Genomic DNA, 18,195 nt, shown 5'->3' on the forward strand with positions numbered 1-18,195 from the left:
TCACTCCGTCGCTCCCACGGTCGTCTGCACGGCCCCGGGGTCCACCCGGTCGAGCCGCGGCACCCGGCCCCACTTGCCGGGGTGCCAGGGCTCCTGGTTGTCGCTGGGCCAGGCCCGGAACTCCAGGCCGAGCTCCCGGCAGAGGTACTGGACGGCGAACCGCCCGCTGGTGGCCGCCCGGATCAGGCCGCCCATGCCGACCCACTGGCCCGCCATCGAGAAGCAGCGCAGCCCCGGCAGCCGCATGCGGTCCTTGGCGACCAGCCGGTTGGCGGCGTCCTCGGCGTCGGAGAACGCCTGCCAGGCGAGGATGCTGCCGTAGGTGTTGCCGGTGAACCGCTCGGTGGTGACGGGCGAGGCCACGGTCAGCAGGTCGATCCGGCCGGCGAGTCCCGGATGCGTCCGCTCCAGGAACTCCCGTACGAAGTCCGCCACTTCCTGCTTCCTGGCGCGGTAGGCGCGGCGGTCGGCGGCGCGCAGGGCCTTCCACGAGGCGTGGTCGCTGAAGTACATGCAGTGCAGGATCGACTTGCCCGCCGGCGCGAACCCGTCGCCGTACCGCGACCGCAGCTGCACCACGAGGCTGTCCTGCAGCGCGCCGGGCAGCCGCGCGCCCTCCTCGGGAGTGAGCAGGTACGTCGTGCTGTGCGCCTCACCGGGCGGGAGCGGGCCGTCGACGCCGACGAAGACCGAGACGGCGGCCGGGTACACGTTGCCCGGTCTGTCCAGGAGTTCGTGGTAGAGCCGGTCCGCCGTCGGGCTCGTCCAGCGGCCCTCCAGCAGGCGGTCGACGGTGGTCGGGCCGTCGCACGCGGACACCACGTGGTCGGCGTAGTGCGTGCTGCCGTCCCGCAGCCGCACCCCGACCGCCCGGCCGTCCTCGACCAGGATCCGCTCGACCCGGCGTCGGTAGCCGACCACCCCGCCGAGCGAGGTGTAACGCTCCTCCACCGACCTGGCCAGCCCGAGCGAACCGCCCTGCGGGAAACCGGCGTTGCCGTTGTGCGCGGCGGCCAGCGTGTACAGGTACGGCAGCAGCGGGAAGCCGGCCGGCTCCTGGAGGAACATGTTGGGCAGGGCCCGCCGGAGCAGCGGGTCCTGGAAGCGGTCGGCGAAGCCCCGCATCGGGGTGGTCGCGGTGCGCCAGAACAGCCGGAAGGCGGGCAGGACGGCGCACGCGGTGCGCAGCCGCTGGGCCGCCGTCCGCAGCGGCGGGGGCGTGACCTCCCACGGCAGGTCGAGCGCGGCGAAGCGGCGGAAGTCCTTGCAGAAGGATCGGATGAGCGGCGCGTCGGCCGGGGAGGTCTCCAGCAGGTGCCGTTCGAGCCGGTCGGGGTCGGTGTAGAAGGTGACGGCGCGGCCGTGCTCGTCGACGACGCGGTTGAAGACGTCGAACTCGGTGACGGACTTGCCGTCCAGCGCGCCGAGTTCGCGCCACACCTGGTGGCCGCCTTCGCCCGGTGCGGTGCCGATCAGCCAGTCGATGCAGTAGTCGAACAGGTACCCGTCGCGTGACCACGCCGTGCAGCAGCCGCCCGGCAGCACGTGCTTCTCGAAGATGCGCGTCTCCATGCCGCTCATCTGCGCGTAGCAGCCGGTGGCGAGGCCCGCGATGCCGGCGCCGATGATGATCACCCGGGGCGGACCGCCGGGAGGGCGCTCCCGGGCGGTCCAGTCCGGGCCGCGGTCAGGCGTGGCCATCGGGGCCGCCTCCGGCCAGGATCCGGCCGGCCAACTCGGCGTTGCGGGCGGCGAATTCGCCGTCCATCATCTCGGCGTGGGTGCCGTGGCCGCCGAACACCGCGGTGCCCGCGGTGGAGGCGCCCTGCCAGGAGCCGCCCGAGCCGCCCGTGTGGAGCACGACCTGCTCTCGGTCGCAGATCACGGTGAGCGGCGCGGCGACGGTGCCGGTGTTGGGCGTGCGGCTGCAGAACTCCAGGTACTCCCGGGCCTGTTCGATGGTCTCCTGGGCGACGGTCGTCGATCCGGTGTGCCGGTGCAGGTGTTCGCGGAGCTCGCGCTCGAACGCGGCGAGGTGCTCCTCGCCGAGTGCGTAGGCCTCCGTGATCCGGTAGGAGTCCAGGACGACGACGGCGCCCACCGCGCGTCCGCGCCGCTCCAGCTCCTTGGCCACCTCGAAGGCGAGGTTGCCGCCGAGCGAGTAGCCGAGCAGGGCGTACGGGCCGTCCCCGTGCAGCGCCTCGACGAGGTCCGCGTACCGGGCCGCCTTGTCCTCCCCGGAGAGGTAGTTGAACGCGGCGATCCGGTGGCCGGGCAGGTGGGCGGCCAGCTGGCGGTAGACCAGGCCGTGTCCCCCGGCGGGCGGGAAGCAGAACACCGTCCGCTCCGGCGGCGCGGCCCGGTTGAACCACAGGTGGGGCTCGGCGCCCGCCACCTCGCCGGTGATGATCTGCTCGACGGCACGCGCCATGCCGTGCAGCGTGGTGACCGCGAAGAGCCGCCCGACCGGGATGCCGATGTTGAACTCGGTCCGCAGGTGGTGGATGAGCTCGATCAAGCGGACGGAGCTGCCGCCGAGTTCGAAGAAGTCGTCCTGCAGGCCGACCCCGTCCACCCCGAGCAGCGCCTGCCAGTGGGCGGCCATCCGGGTCTCGTAGAGCGTGACCGGCGGCTCGTGCCGCTCCCCGCCGGCCTCGGCGCGCGGCTCCGGCAGCGCGGCGAGGTCGACCTTGCCGCTCGACGTCAGCGGCAGGGCGGGCAGTTCGGTGAACCAGGACGGGATCATGAAGGTGGGCAGCCGCTCGGACAGGTGGCGCCGCAGCTCGCCGCGGTCCAGCCGGGCGCCCGTCACCGGGACGCAGTACGCGCACAGGACGGCCTCGCCACCGATGTCCTGACGAACCGTCACACAGACCTGCGCGAGCTCCGGGCGATCGGACAACCGGGCCTCGACCTCGCCGAGTTCGATCCGGTGCCCGCGCACCTTCACCTGGGTGTCGATCCGGCCGAGCAGGTGCGCGGTGCCCCCGGCGTCCCAGTGGCCGAGGTCGCCGGTGCGGTAGAGCCGGACGGGGCCGTCCAGGTCGAGGGTCGTGAAGCGCTCGGCGCTCTGTCCGGGGTCGTTCGGGTAGCCGTCGGCCACGCCCGCGCCGCCGATCCACAGCTCACCGGGCACGCCGGGCGGCACCGGCTCGCCGTGGCGGTCGAGGATGTAGAGCGCGCTGTTGGGGAACGGCCGCCCGATGGGCACCATCCGGCCCGGCTCCAGGGCGTCCACCGGCCCCTCGAAGTAGGTGCTGTCGACGGTCGCCTCGGTCAGGCCGTAGGAGTTGACCACACGGGTGTCCGGGCCGCACAGGGCGCGCAGCCGGGCGTGCTCGCCGGCCTTCCAGAGGTCGGAGCCGACGACAAGCAGCCGCAGGAAGTCCAGCCGCAGGCCCTCGTGCTCGCAGTGGGCGAGCAGGGCGCGGGCCACCGCCGGAACGAACTCGCCGCCGTCGACGGCCTCTTCGCACATCGTCCGGTACAGCCTGGCGGGGTCGAACAGCAGCTCCCGATCGACCAGGACGAGCGCACCGCCGGAGCCGAGCGCGCGCGCGAGATCGCCGGTGAACACGTCGAAGGAGACTCCGGCCATCTGCAGGTGCACCCGGACGTCGGTGTCCAGCCGGTACTCGGACCGCCAGCCCGCGGCCACCGCGGCGAGGCTGCGGTGGGCCACCCGGACGGCCTTCGGGCGGCCGGTCGAGCCCGAGGTGTGGATCACGTAGGCGGGCCGGCCCGGGTCGGTGGCGGGCAGCGGGGCGTCCTCGGCCGCCGGCACCGCCAGGTCCTCCAGGGTCACCAGCGGGGCGGGCAGCCCGGCCGGGGCCGGGAGCCCCTGGTCGACGACGACGAGGACGGCGCCCGCGTCGGCGGCCTGGTAGGCGAGGCGGTCGGCCGGGTGCCCGGGGTCGAGCGGCAGGTAGGCGGCGCCGGCCCGCCAGACCGCGATCAGCGTGGTGATCAGCTCGGGCGACTTGGCCAGGCAGACTCCCACCACCGAGCCCTCCCGCACGCCGAGTTCGCGCAGTCGAAGGGCCGCCCGCTGGGAGCGGTGGTCGAGTTCCGCGTAGGTGATCCGCCGCGCCCCGGCGGGCCCCGCGGGGCCGGGGTCCACCACGGCGACGGCCTCGGGGTGCTCGGCGGCGGCCTTGGCGAACAGCTCGGGCAGTGGCACGTCGTGGTCCAGGACGCGGCCCGCGCCGCTGAACTCGGTGAGAACGAGCCGCCGTTCGTCCGAGCCGAGCATCGGCAGCCGTCCGGTGGGCCGGTCGGCCGCGGCGCGCGTCATGGCGTCCACGAGGTTGCGGTAGTGCCCGGTCATCCGCTCGACGGTCGAAGCGTCGAAGAGGTCGGAGTTGTACTTGAACACGCAGTGGAAGCAGCCGTCCGCGGCCTCCTCGTAGGCGGAGAGCGTCAGGTCGAACTGACCCTCCTCCTCCGGGAGTTCGATGTAGTCGAGACGGTAGCCCGCGCGCTCGACGGCGACCTTGTGGGTGAGCAGGATGAACATCGCCTGGAACACCGCCGAGCGGCTCGGGTCGTGCTGCAGCCCCAGCTGCTCCACCAGCAGCACGAACGGGTACTCCTGGTTGTCCAGCCCGCCGAGCACCGTCTCCCGGACCCGCCCGAGCAGTTCGGCCACCGTCGGCTCCCCGGCGAGGCTCACGTGCAGCGGCAGCGGGTTGACGAAATAGCCGTAGACGGAGGCGAATTCCTCGTGCGTGCGCCCGGTCACCGGGCTGCCGACGATGATGTCCTCCTGTCCGGACCAGCGGTTCAGCAGCAGGTAGTACGCGCTCAGCAGCACCATGAACGGCGTGGCGTTGTGCGCGCGGGCCAGCTCGTGCACCCGGGCGCTCAGCTCGGCGTCCAGCCGGAAGAAGACGGACGCGCCGTTGTGCGTCTGCACGGCCGGCCGGGGGCGGTCGGTGGGCAGGCTGAGGATCGGCACCTCGGCGGGCAGGTGGCCGCGCCAGTAGTCGAGCATCCGGCGGGCCTCGGGGCCGGCCAGGAATCGGTTCTGGTGATTGAGGAAGTCGAGGTAGCGGGCGGGCACCGGCGGCAACTCGGGCGTGCGGCCCGCCGTCAGCGCCTCGTAGACCTCGAACAGCTCCTCGATGAAGGTGAACGTCGAGATCGCGTCCGACACGATGTGGTGGACGGCCTTCATCAGCACCCAGTGCTCCGGCCCGCGCCGGAACATCCGCAGCCGCACCAGCGGGTCGCGCTCCAGGTCGTACGGCTTGCGGTACTCCGCGACGATCAGGTCCTGGACCTCCGCCCAGGGCCGGCCCTCCACGTCGACCAGCGCCGTGTCGACGACGGCCTCCTCCCGGATCCGCTGCACCGGGCGGCCCTCCTCCGCCGTGAACGCGGCGCGCAGCGCGGGGTGGCGGGCGACGACGGCGCGGAAGGCCTCGGCGAACAGCCCGGGGTCGATCGCGGTGCGGACCTCGACGGCGCCGCCGATGTTGTAGGCGAAGCCGTCGGGATGGAGCTGCTTGAGGAACCAGAGCGCCTTCTGGTTGTGGGTGAGCGGGTAGCACCGCTCGTCGGTGTGCAGGTCGACGGCGGCGCGCGCGGCCGTGCCGTCGTCGGCGGCCAGGGCGTCGAGGCCGTCGTGCAGGAGGTCCAGCAGTCCGCCGACCGGGCCGTTGCTCAGCAGGGCCACCACCGGCAGCGCGACGCCGAGTTCGCCGAGCACGCGGGCGCGCAGCTCCATGGCGAGCAGCGAGTCCAGGCCGTGCGCGCCGAGTCGGGTGTCCTCGTCGATCCGCTCGGCGCCGATCCGCAGCACGGCGGCGACGGCGGCGGCGAAGCGCTCGGCGACCAGTGCCCGGCGGCCGGCCGGGTCGGCGGCGCGGAAGGCGGCCAGGAGCCCGCCGGTCTCGGCCTGGGCGGGTTCGGCGGCGCCGGCCGCGAGGTCGGCGACGAGCGGCGGCGGCGCGGGGTACCAGGCGAGGAAGACCGGCCAGTCGACGACGGTCGCGACGAGCAGCTGGGCCCGGTCCTGCCCGATCACCCGTTCCAGGACGGCGGTGCCGGCCTCGGGCGGCAGCGAGCTCATGCCGCGGGCGTCCCGGTAGTGGGCGACGAGGCCGAGCTCCTCGATCATCCCGGTGGCCCACGGGCCCCAGTCGAGGCTGATCGCGGGCAGGCCGTCGGCGCGGCGGTGGTGGGCGAGCGCGTCGAGGAAGGCGTTGCCCGCCGCGTAGTTGGCCTGCCCGGCGGTGGTGAGCAGGGAGGCGACGGAGGCGAACAGCACGAAGTGGTCGAGCGGTTCGTCGCGCAGGAGGCGGTGCAGCAGGTGGCCGCCGACGACCTTCGGGGTGTACCCGGCGTCGAAGGCCGCGCGGTCCATCTGCGGGAGCAGGGTGTCGCGGACCTGGCCGGCGAGGTGGAACGCACCTCGGATCGGCGGGAGTTGGCGGTCGCGGTAGTCGGCGAGCCAGGCGGCGAGGGCGGCCTCGTCGGTGACGTCCACCGGTGCCACGAGGGCGTCGGCGCCGAGCGCCTCCAGTTCGCGCAGGAAGGCGATCCGCGCACCGGCCGGGCTGTCGGGGTCGGTGTGCCGCCACCGGTCGCGCTCGGGCAGCGCGGTGCGGCCGAGCAGGACCAGCCGCCGGGCTCCGCGCCGCACGAGGGTGCGGCACAGCAGCCGGCCGAGGGCGCCGAAGGCCCCGGTGACGAGGTAGCTGCCGTCGGGCCGAAGGCTCAGCGGCAGCGGCTTGGTGAGGCCCTCGGCGGGGCGCAGCCGGCTGGTGAGGCGGCGCCCGCCGCGCAGGGCGATCTCCTGCTCGCCGTGCGCGGTCAGCTCGCGCAGCAGCGCGTCGACCTCGTCGAGCAGGTCCGTGGAGGCGTCGAGGCCGGCGGGCGTCCCTGGCCCGGCGGCGCCGTCGAGGTCGATCAACGTGCCGCGCTGGGCGACGAGCTCCTGTTGCCAGAGCACCCGGCCGAGGCCCCAGGCGGGGGCGCCGAGCGGTTCGACGCGGTCGTCCGGCCCGGTGGCCTGGGTGCCGCGCGTGACGATGTGCAGCCGTCCGTCCGCTCTCGCGCCGGGCAGGGCCTGGGCGAGGGCGACGAGCGAGTAGGCGCCGAGGCCGGCGAGGCGGTCGAGGTCGGCGCGGCCGGTGTCGGCCAGGCGGGGCTGGTCGAGGTTCCAGAGGTGGGCGACGGTGCGGAAGGCGGGGTCGAGGTCGGCGAGCAGGCGGGTGAAGTCCTCGGCGGAGTCGGGGCGGACGGTGGAGCCGTCGGGGGCGTGCCGGTAGCCGTCGCCGGGCCGCACGAGGTGGCTGCGGATGCCGCGCTCCCCCGCCCGTGCGGCCAGGCGCTCGGCGAGGCCGCCCGCGTCGGCGAGCAGGACGAGGCCTCCGGCGTCGGCCTCCTCGGGCTCCTGCGCCTCCACCCAGGTGAGTTCGGTCAGCCAGCCGTCGATGGTGGCGAGGCCGACGGAGGAGGCGGCGCGGGCGACGTCGGCGACCCGGAAGCCGGCGATCCGGCCGAGCGGCGCGCCGTCCTCGGCGTACAGGGCGAGGTCCCCGAGGAGTTCGTCCCCGGTGTCGCGGGTGACGGTGGCGTGGGCCCACACCGGCCGGTCGCCGACCGCGCCGAGGCGCACCTCCCCGATCGCCACCGGCAGCCGCACGCCGGTGCCGTCGCCTTGGAGCACCCGGGCGGCGAGGAGCGTCTGGAAGCACGCGTCGAGCAGCACCGGGTGCATGTGGTGGCCGGCGGCGTCCTCGACCGTGGGGCCGATCCGGGCGAGCGCCTCGCCGGGTGCCGTCCACACCTCCTCAATGGCCTGGAACGCCGGGCCGTAGTGGTAGCCACGAGCGTCCAACTCCCGGTAGCAGTAGCCCTTTTCATGACGGGTGCCGCGCGCGCGGACGGCGTCGGCGTCGAGCGCGGGCCCGTGGGCGCGGCGCTGGCCGGTGCGGATCCGGCCGCTCGTGTGCACCACCGGGTCACCGCTCGCGGGCAGCGAGGCGACGGTGAACCGGCCGTCGTCCGGGTCGAACGAGAACTGCGCCCTGGTCGGCTCCGTGTCGGACAGCACCAGCGCCCGCGCGAGGTCGACGTCGGCGAGCAGCACGTCCGTCCCGCCGGTGAGCGTCCGGACGGCCTGCGCGGCCATCTCCAGGTACCCCGCCGCCGGGAACACCGCGCTGCCCTCGATGCGGTGGTCGCACAGGTACGGCAGCTTCTCGACGTCGAGCGCGTTCTCCCAGGTCGGCCGGGCGGCGGCGGTGCGGCGGCCGAGCAGCGGGTGGTCGCACTCGCCGCGCCTGACCTGCTCGACCGGCTTCGGCTCGGCCCAGTACCGGTCACGGCGCCACGGGTAGCAGGGCAGCGGCACCGGGCGGCCGGCGGGGTGGAGGGCCGCCCAGGACGGTTCGATGCCGAGGGTGTGCAGTTCGGCGAGGGTCCGGGCGACGCGCTCGGGCTCGTCCTCGCGGCGGCGCACGGACGGGAGGGCGCGCACGTCCGGGTCACGGTCCGCCAGGCACTCGCGGATCGCGTGGCCGAGCACCGGGTGCGGGCCGACCTCGAGGAACAGCCCGTACCCGTCCTCGGCCATCCGCTCGACGGCGGCCTTGAAGCGCACCGGCCGGCGGACGTTGCGCCACCAGTACGCGGCGTCCAGCTCGGGCCCGAGGGCACGGCCCTCGTCGGCGGTCAGGTAGAGCGGCACCTGCGCCGCGCGCGGCTTGATGCCCGCGAGCGCCGTCAGCAGCTCGTCGCGGATCGGGTCCATCCGCACGCTGTGGTACGGGACTTCGACGTCCAGGAACTTCGCGAACACCCGCTCCTGGCGCAGTTCCTCGGCGAGGGCGGCGAGCGCGTCGGCGTCGCCCGCGAGGGTCACCGCGCTCGGCCCGTTCACGGCCGCCAGCGACACCCGCTCGCGGTGCGGGCGGATCCGGCGCTCCGCGTCGGCCTCCGGCAGGCCCACGGCGAGCATGGTGCCCGTCCCGGCGAGGCGGTGCTGGAGGCGGCTGCGGTGCAGCACCACGGTGACGGCGTCGGCCAGGTCGTACACCCCGGCCTCGTGGAAGGCCGCGACCTCCCCCGTGCTGTGCCCGACGACCGCGTCCGGCCGCACGCCGCGGCTGCGCCACAGCGCCGCGAGGCCCAGTTGGAGCGCGAAGTTGGCGGTCTGCGCGAGCCAGGTCTCGGCCATCCGCGACTCGTCCTCGCCGCGGGCGAGTTCCTCCAGCAGCGACCACCCGGCCTGCGCGCGGATCTCCCGGTCGCACGCGTCGACGGCCTCGCGGTAGACCGGCTCACTCGCGTACAGCCCGCGGCCCATCGCCCACCACTGCGGTCCCATGCCGGTGAACACCCAGGCCAGCCGCCGCTGCCGGCTCTCGCGGGCGCGCCCCTGGACCACCCTGGGGTGCGGCTCGCCGCGCTCGCACGCGGCCAGCGCCTCGTCCAGCGACTCCCGGTCCGCGTACGCGACGGCGAGCCGCTCGGGCAGGTGCTCGCGCCGGTGCGCGAGGGTGTGCCCGAGGTCCACGAGGCCCGTGCCGCCCGCGAGTTCGCGGCGGATGCCGGCGGCCAGCTCGGGCAGCGCGGCCGCGTCGCGGGCGCTCAGCGGCAGCACCGTGCACGGCGGCGCGGGCAGCGGGGCGGCCGTGGGGACGACGGGCTCGCGCGGCGGCGGCTCCTCCAGCAGGACGTGCGCGTTGGTGCCGCCGAAGCCGAAGGAGTTGACCCCCGCCCGCGCCGGCCCCTCGTGCTCGGGCCAGTCGACGGCGGTGCGCGGGATCTCGAACGGCAGCGCGTCGAGGTCGATGTCGGGGTTCGGCCGCTCCAGGTTGATGTGCGGCGGGATCGTGCGGTGCTCGAGCGCCAGCGCCGTCTTGATCAGCCCGGCCACCCCGGCCGCCGACTCGGTGTGACCGATGTTGGTCTTGACCGAGCCGACGTAGCAGCGCTCCCCCGGCCGCCGCCCTACCGCGAGCACCCGGCCGAGCGCGTTGGCCTCGATCGGGTCGCCGACCGGGGTCGAGGTGCCGTGCGCCTCGACGTACTGCAGGCCGCCGGGTCGGACCCCGGCCTCGGCGCACACCCGCTCGATCAGCGTCACCTGCGCGTCGGCCCGCGGCACGGTGATGCCGTTGGTGCGGCCGTCCTGGTTGACGCCGCTGCCGATGATCACCGCGTGCACCGGGTCGCCGTCGCGCAGCGCGTCCGACAGTCGCCGGAGCACCACGACCCCGACACCCTCGGCCCGGACGTACCCGTCGGCGGCGGCGTCGAAGGCCCGCGAGCGGCCGTCCGCCGAGAGGAAGCCGCCCTTCGTCTCACCGATCGTGTACTGCGGCGCCATGTGCAGCAACGTCCCGCCGGCCAGGGCGAGTTCGGTCTCGCCGCGGAGCAGGCTCTGGCAGGCCAGGTGCACCGCGACGAGGGAGGAGCTGCACGCGGTGTCGATCGAGACGCTCGGGCCGCGGAAGTCGAAGCAGTGCGAGATCCGGTTCGACACCATCGTCATCATGGTGCCGGTGGCGGTGTGCGCGGCGAGCGTCTCGAAGCCGAGGTCGGCGAACTGGAGGATCTTGTAGTCCAGCGTGAACGCGCCGACGTACACCCCGACGTCCCGGCCCGCGAGCTCCGACGGCCGCTGACCGGCGTCCTCCAGTGCCTCCCAGGTGACCTCCAGGAGCTTGCGCTGCTGCGGGTCCATGTAGGCGGCCTCGCGCGGGCTGATGCCGAAGAACTCCGGGTCGAAGGTGTCGAAGCCGTCGATGTACCCGCCGCGCCCGCCGATCAGCCGCCCCGGTTTGGCCCGGTCCCGGCTGCCCAGCGACGCGACGTCGTAGCGGTCGGCCGGCGTCGGGACGAGACAGTCCCGGCCCGCCAGCAGGTTGCGCCAGTACGACCGGTGGTCGTTGGCGTGGCCGGGCAGGCGGCAGCCGATCCCGGTGATCGCGATCCGTTCGCTGGGCACGTCGAGGGGCGAGGAGGTCATGGTCCAATCCGGTGGCTCTGTTCGCGTTCACGAATTACCTGGACGGAGAAACTCGTTTCGACTGCGAACACATGGTCCTGGGGAAATACGATTCCTAAGAAGATCTGATCACTGCCGCCGACGAGCACGGCGCGATTGCCGACACCTCGAATAAGCCGGCGGGGAGCGGCGGAAGCGGACATCCGACCCGACGGGCGATGGCGAACAGCACGCTCTCCCAGGCTTTTCGGTGGCGGGCGAACGGAAACGCCAGTGATGCTAGCCGGACCCGCCCACTACGAAGCTGATTCGACGTGCGGATTACCCGAACGGCGGAATATTGCGAGCGTCCTTGACGATCTTCTGGATCGATCGTGCACATCCCGGCAAAGCTTGTGGAAGACCCATTGGCCACGAACCCCGCGCGCTCCGGGGCCGTTGGAGGAACCATGTCCGTCGAGGATCTCGCACTGCCGCCCCTGCATCGCGTAGGGACCGCCGACCACGGCCCTCCCCGGCTCATCGAGCTGCCCAGCGGCACGCCCGCCTGGCTCGTCACCCGCTACCACGACGTCCGGCACGTCCTCACCGACCCGGCGTTCGGCCGGGCGACGCTCTTCGCCCCCGACGCACCGCCGCTCGGCTCCGTCTCCAACCTGGAGGGCGACCCCGGATTCGTCACCAACATCGACGGCCCGGAGCACCGGCAACTGCGCGCCCTCATGCAGCAGGCCTTCACCCGGCGGGCCGTCGAGGCCTGGACACCGTGGCTCGCCTCCGTGGTGGAGCGGCTCGTCGACGACGTCGTCACCGGGGGCCCGCCGGCCGACCTCGTCGCCGCGCTGACTATGCCGCTGCCGGTCGACGTGATCAGCCGCCTGATGGGCGTCGAGGACGTCGACCGGCAACGGTTGCGGCACTGGACGGACCACCTTTTCGCCGATCGCAGCCGACCGGCCGACGAAGTCCGCGCGGTGCTGGCCGAGTTCTGCGCCTTCGCCGCCTCCCTCCTCGACCGGCGGCGGCGCGAGCCGGGGGACGACCTGGTCAGCCGGGTGGTGGTGGCGGCGGACCAGCAGGGCGGCGTCACCGAGGAACGCCTCGTCAAGCTCGTCTGCGGCCTGATCGCGGGCGGCCACGAGACGACCGTCGCCACGCTCGGCAACGCCCTCGTCTACCTGCTCGGCGAACGTCCCGACGCCTGGCCCCGGCTCACCGACGAGACCGCCGCCCAGGCCGCCGCGGACCGGCTCCTGCACACCATCCCGCTCGGCGAGGGGCTGGGCGCCCTGCGGCGCTCGGTGCGGCAGACGGTGATCGGCGGAATGAGCATCCCGGCCGGCGCGATCCTGGTCGTCGACCGGACGAGCGCCGCGCGGGACCCGGAGGTCTTCACCACGGGTCTCGCCGACGGCCTCTTCGCCCCCTTGGAGGCCGCCACCCTGGCCTTCGGCGCCGGGCCGCACTACTGCCTGGGCCCCTGGCTCGCCCGCCTGGAGATGCGCCTCGCCCTCCACCGCCTCGCCACCCGCCTGCCGGGGCTGCGGCTCGCCGAGCCGCTCGAGGCGCTCGAGTGGCGCCGCGTGTTCTCCACGCGCAGCCCGCGTCGCCTCACGGTGACGTGGTGATCCCCACGGGCCGACCGGGCCTCAGCAGGCGCACGAGACGCCCGAGCGCGGCGCCGTCAGGTCGTCGACCGGGCGCTGCTCGGTGCCGTTGTCGGTGTCGTACGCGAAGCCCTCGCGGGCCCAGTACTCGAAGCCGCCGAGCATCTCCTTCACCCGGTAGCCGAGGCGGGCGAAGGCGAGGGCGGCCCGGGTGGCGCCGTTGCAGCCGGGGCCCCAGCAGTAGGTGACGACGGTGGCGCCGCGGTCGACCAGCCGCGGGGCCAGCTCCGGGATGCGGGCGGTGGGCAGGTGCAGGGCGCCCGGGATGCGGCCCTGGGACCACGCGGCCTCGTTGCGCGAGTCGACGACGACCAGGCCCGGGACGCCGGCCAGGAGGTCCGCGCGCACGTCCGAGACGTCGGCCTCGAAGGTGAGGCGGGAGAGGAAGTGGGCGGCGGCGACGGCCGGGTCGGCGGCGGGGACGGAGAGGACGGCGCTGGTCATCGGGGTGCTCCTGGGTGGTGATCCGGGGTGATGTGCCCATCCTGGCCCGCGCCGGGACCCGCCGACGAGTGTCGCGATCGCCCCTCTTCGCCAAGATCCCGCCAGCTCCCGACGGGCCCGCTCAGGACCCGGCTCAGGACCGAGCTCAGGGCCCCGCCAGCTCCGCGAGCCGGTGCGCCTGCGCCGGACGGTGCGCCGCCAGACGCTCCCGCAGGCCCCGCAGCTCGTGCCCGACGAGCGCCGGCAGGGCCGCGTCCGGCGCCTCCTCCAGCGTGCGACCGAGCAGCGCGACGGCGGTCTGCGGGTCGTGCGCACACGCGTGGCAGTCGGCGACCCGGACGGTGAACAGCAACCGCGTGGACGGGAGTTGAGCAGGGCCGAGGAGCTGCAAAGCGCTCTCCGCGGCGGCCAGCGCGTGCCGGGCGAGCACCGGGTCGCCGACCGCCGCCGCGACGTCCCGCAGGGCCGCCGCCGCGCCGGACTCGACCCGCATCCGCATGGAGGCGATGGACAGCCACGGCGCGTCGGCCTCGTCGCCCGGCCCGATGTGGTCGAGGTGCAGCCGGGCGCGGCCGATGTGCCGGGCGGTCTCCCGGACGTCGCCCGTCAGCGCGTGCGCCCTGGCTTGCCCGATCTGGCCCATCGCCGCCGCCCAGTGCCGCCCGGGCGCGATCCGGCCGGTCTCGCGGGCGTAGCCGAGGGCGGCCGCCGGGTCGCCGTCGAGCCGGGCCAGGGTGCTCATGTCGCTGAGCGCGGCGACCTGGGTGGCCTGGTCACCGGCGAGTTCGGCCCAGGTGAGCGCGCGGTCGAAGCAGGCCATGGCGGTGGCGTTGCGCCCGCCCTGCATGCGCAGCGCGCCGGCCGCGTGCGCGTACTCGGCGGCGAGGCGGGCCAGCGGGCGCCGCTGCTCGGCGGAGACGCACGCCGAGGCGAGGCGGGCGAGGACGGCGCGCAGGGTCCGCTCGACGGCGGCGGCGAGGCCCGGGTGGGCGGCGGCCTCGCCGGAGCGCAGCCGGGCGGCGAGCAGGCCGGTGAGGGCGTGCGCGGTGTCGGCGTCCAGGGGCGGCGGGGCGGCGGGGTCGGCGGCGCAGAACCCGGCGTGCAGGGCGACGAGTTCGGCAGGCGCGGGCACGGCGCAGCCGTCGGCGCCGTGGAGGGGGCAGAGCAGTCCGTAGTCGGGCAGGCGGCGCGGCGGCGCGCACCACGGGGCCTGCGGGCCGCGCTCGTCGGGGTCGCCGGGCAGCGGCGGGCGGGTGAGGCCGGGGGCCAACGGCGTTATGGCGGCGTCGAGTTCGGCCTCCTCGGCCCGCGCGAGGGCGCCGCGCAGTTCGCCCCCGGCGGCGAGGAGGTCGTCGAGCCGGTCGGCGACGCGCGGGGTGACCCGGCGGGTGCCGTGCTCGATCTTGCTGACGGCGGTGTGGTCGTAGCCGATGCCGGCGCCGAGCTGGGCCTGGGTGAGTCCGGCCCGCCGCCGCCAGTGGCGCAGCCGGGCGCCGAACTCGCGCCAGGGCGAGTCCGGTCGGGGTGCGGACGGCTCCGGCGCGGCCACCCGGTTCCGGTGCACGACTGCCTCCCGCGGTAGCGCTCCAACCCCGGCCCCCGGGACTTTCACGGACCGTCCGACGATGAGGACGGTACTCGATGGCACGCGATCCGTACATGACGTGGTCTCAACCAATCCGGGGCTTCCGGGCGGACGCGGCGGGCCCACCGCACCTTGACGGAATTTGCCAACCCTTGGGCACCCGCGCACCGCCCATTGACCCGGCCATGACGACATGTGAGGGTTCCGGCACCCGAGCGCGGACGGCCCGCAGCGAGCGGCCGTCCCCCCGACGCGGCCCGCGGAACGCACCACCACGCGACACCCACGCCGTCCGCGGTCGAGGACCCCCACGTTCGAGGAGCCTCGATGCAACGCAGACTGACCACGGGCCGGTTGCTCACCACGGCGACCACCCTGACCGTTCTGGCCGGCCTGATCGCCGCCACCGGCGCCGGGCCAGCCGCCGCCGCGGACCCGGGTCCCTCCGCCGCCCCGCCCGGTGCGCTGGCCGCCGCCGTCGACGCGGCCGACGCCGCCGCGGCGGCCGGCCTGGACGCCCTCGCCAAGGGCCCCGGCGAGACGTACGAGCGGCGGGCCGTCACCCCCTGGCTCAACGGCCTCTACTCCGTCGCCTACGAGCGCAGTTACCGCGGGCTTCCCGTGGTCGGCGGCGACGCGGTCGTGATGGCCGACGGCCGGGGCCGCGTCCAGGGCCTGCAGTCCGCCGCCACCGGCCCGGTCGGCGGATCGACGACGCCGCAGGTGAGCGCCGCCCACGCGGAGAAGACGGCCCGCACCGCACTCGCCACCGTCGACTCGGTGGACAGCCGCCGACTCGTCGTCCGGGTCAAGGACGGCGCCGGACGGCTCGCCTGGGAGACCGTCCTCACCGGCCGCACCGACAGCGCGCCCAGCAGGCTGCACGTCTTCGTCGACGCCGCCACCGGCGAGGTGATCGACAGCTACGACGACGTCCGGGCCGGCACCGTCACCAGCAAGTGGAACGGTCCCGGCCCGCTCACCATCAACACCACCAACTCCGGCGGCTCGTACAGCCTGCGCGACCCCAACCGGCCCGGTCTCACCTGTTCCGACTACGACACCGGACAGGTGCTCACCAAGTCGTCCGACTCCTGGGGCACCGGCGACCCGTCCAGCAAGGAGACCGGCTGCGGCGACGCCATGTGGGCGGCCCAGACCGAGTGGAACATGCTCCGCGACTGGCTCGGGCGCAACGGCCACGACGGCAACGGCCGCAGCTGGCCGATCAAGATGGGCCTGAACGACGTCAACGCCTACTGGGACGGCAGCTCCGTCTCCATCGGCCACAACCAGGGCGGCGAGTGGATCGCCGCGCAGGACGTCGTCGGCCACGAGTTCGGCCACGGCATCGACCAGTACACCCCCGGCGGCGCCAACAACGAGAACGGCCTCGGCGAGGGCACCGGCGACATCTTCGGCGCACTCACCAAGGAGTACGCCAACCAGCCCGCGCCCTACGACTACCCCGACTACCAGGTCGGCCGGGAGGCCAACCTGCTCGGCCAGGGCCCGATCCGCAGCCTCTACCAGCCCTCCCTCGTCAACAACGACCCCGACTGCTACTCGTCCTCGATCCCGAGCACCGAGGTACACGCGGCGGCCGGCCCGCTCAACCACTGGTTCTACCTGCTGAGCCTCGGCTCCGACCCCGGCGGCGGCAAGCCCACGAGCCCCACCTGCAACGGCTCCTCGGTCACCGGCATCGGCGTCAAGCAGGCCGGGCAGGTCTTCTACGGCGGCATGCTGCTCAAGACCAGCGGCATGACGTACAAGCGCTACCGCACCACCACCCTGACCGCCGCCAAGAACCTCGACCCCACCTGCGGCTTCTACACCCGCACCAAGGCGGCCTGGGACGCGGTCGGCGTGCCCGCGCAGAGCGGCGACCCGACCTGCACGCCGTCCGGCACCAACGACTTCTCGCTCGCCCTCGGCCCGGCGTCCGGCTCCGTCCAGCCCGGATCCTCGACCACCGCGACGGTCAGCACCGCCGTCACCTCGGGCACCGCGCAGAACGTCAGCCTGACCGCCTCCGGCGCGCCGACCGGCGTCACCGCCACCGTCTCGCCGTCCTCCGTGCAGACCGGCTCCTCCGCGACCCTGACCCTGTCCGCCTCCTCGGGCGCCCCGGCCGGGACGTACGTCATCACCGTCACCGGCACCGCCGGCGCGGCCACCCACACCGCCCAGTACACCCTGACGGTCGGCGGCGGCACGCCCGGCGGGCCCGCGCCCGACATCGACGTCGCGAAGATCCAGGCCGACCTCGCCCAGCTCAACGCCATCGCCGACCAGAACGGCGGCAACCGCCGGGCCGGCAGCGCCGGCCACAGCCAGTCCGTCGCCTACCTCAAGGGCAAGCTCCAGGCCGCCGGTTACACCGTCACCGAACAGACCTGCAGCTCCTGCGACCACCCGTCCGGCAACCTGATCGCCGACTGGCCCGGCGGCCCCGCCGACCAGGTCACCATGCTCGGCGCCCACCTCGACAGCGTCCAGGCCGGCCCCGGCATCAACGACAACGGCTCCGGCTCCGCCACCCTGCTGGAGAACGCGCTCGCCCTCGCCCAGCAGAACCCGGCCATGACCCGGCACGTCCGCTTCGCCTGGTGGACCGGCGAGGAGCAGGGCCTCCAGGGCTCCCAGTACTACGTCGGCCGGCTGAGCTCCAGCCAACGCTCCGCGATCAAGGCCTACTACAACTTCGACATGGTCGGCTCGCCCAACGCCGGCTACTTCATCAACAACATCACCAGCGCGCCCGCCGCGCCCATGAAGGCGTACTGGGACTCGCTCAACCTCCAGCCCGAGGAGAACGTCGAGGGCCAGGGCCGCTCCGACGACTACTCCTTCCAGCAGGCCGGCATCGCCACCTCCGGCTACGCGGCCGGCGCGGACGCCGTCAAGACCTCGGCCCAGGCCGCCAAGTGGGGCGGCACCGCGAACCGCTCGTACGACTCCTGCTACCACCAGTCGTGCGACACCAGCTCCAACATCGACCCGACGGTCCTCAAGCGCAGCGCCAACGGGGTCGCGTACACCATCTGGAAGACCTCGGTCGGCGGCACCGCGCCGTCCAACGACTTCTCGGTGTCCGTCACCCCGGCCAACGGATCGGTGACGCCCGGCGGTTCGGCCACCGCGACGGTCTCCACGTCGACGGTGTCGGGATCGGCCCAGAGCGTCAACCTGACCGCCACCGGCGCCCCGGCGGGCGTGACGGTCACCTTCAGCCCGGCCTCGGTGCAGTCCGGCGGCTCGTCGACCATGACGGTCACGGCCTCCTCCTCGGCCGCCTCCGGCACCTACACCATCACGGTGACCGGCACCGGCACCGCCACCCACACCACCACCTACTCCCTCACCATCGGAAGCAGCACCCCCGGCGGCATCTGGACCCCCGGCACCACCTACCAGGCCGGCGACGTCGTCACGTACAACGGCGCAAGCTACCGCTGCATCCAGGGCCACACGGCCCAGGTCGGCTGGGAACCGCCCATCGTCCCGGCCCTCTGGCAGCGCATCTGACGTCT

The 18,195-nt window shown here is 74.3% G+C and carries 6 protein-coding genes; 2 read left to right on the forward strand and 4 right to left on the reverse strand.

Translation table 11 applies throughout. From position 1 onward, the window contains the following. Together PUR71_RS25635 and PUR71_RS25640 are read right to left on the reverse strand one after the other, a co-directional pair. Positions 1-1,701, reverse strand: a complete 1,701-nt coding sequence (locus tag PUR71_RS25635) for a phytoene desaturase family protein (protein WP_329929464.1) — start codon at positions 1,699-1,701, stop codon at positions 1-3. After that, positions 1,688-10,984 carry a non-ribosomal peptide synthetase/type I polyketide synthase gene (locus PUR71_RS25640; RefSeq protein ID WP_329929465.1) on the reverse strand — a complete coding sequence of 3,099 codons (9,297 nt, stop codon included), beginning with the start codon at positions 10,982-10,984 and terminating at the stop codon, positions 1,688-1,690. The genes PUR71_RS25635 and PUR71_RS25640 overlap by 14 nt, the downstream gene beginning before the upstream one ends. A gap of 428 nt (positions 10,985-11,412) precedes the next feature. On the opposite strand from PUR71_RS25640, the gene PUR71_RS25645 reads away from it, so the two are divergent. After that, on the forward strand, positions 11,413-12,591 hold the full coding sequence (locus PUR71_RS25645) for a cytochrome P450 (protein WP_329929466.1): 1,179 nt from the start codon (positions 11,413-11,415) through the stop codon (positions 12,589-12,591). 21 nt (positions 12,592-12,612) lie between these two features. On the opposite strand, the gene PUR71_RS25650 is transcribed toward PUR71_RS25645, so the two are convergent. Together PUR71_RS25650 and PUR71_RS25655 are read right to left on the reverse strand one after the other, a co-directional pair. Continuing rightward, positions 12,613-13,074 (reverse strand): rhodanese-like domain-containing protein, encoded by a 462-nt coding sequence (locus PUR71_RS25650; RefSeq protein WP_329929467.1) that lies wholly within the window; start codon positions 13,072-13,074, stop codon positions 12,613-12,615. Positions 13,075-13,219: 145 nt separating this feature from the next. Further along, the gene (locus tag PUR71_RS25655; RefSeq protein ID WP_329929468.1) at positions 13,220-14,638 is read right to left on the reverse strand and encodes a helix-turn-helix transcriptional regulator; all 1,419 of its coding nucleotides are present in this window, start codon (positions 14,636-14,638) and stop codon (positions 13,220-13,222) included. A 348-nt stretch (positions 14,639-14,986) separates the two neighbouring features. On the opposite strand from PUR71_RS25655, the gene PUR71_RS25660 reads away from it, so the two are divergent. Continuing rightward, positions 14,987-18,190: a M28 family peptidase gene (locus PUR71_RS25660; RefSeq protein ID WP_329929469.1), complete on the forward strand. Its 3,204-nt coding sequence runs from the start codon at positions 14,987-14,989 to the stop codon at positions 18,188-18,190. Positions 18,191-18,195: the final 5 nt, after the last annotated feature.

The sequence above is a fragment of the Streptomyces sp. SP17BM10 genome (assembly GCF_036322405.1).
In the GTDB taxonomy this organism is placed as follows: domain Bacteria; phylum Actinomycetota; class Actinomycetes; order Streptomycetales; family Streptomycetaceae; genus Kitasatospora.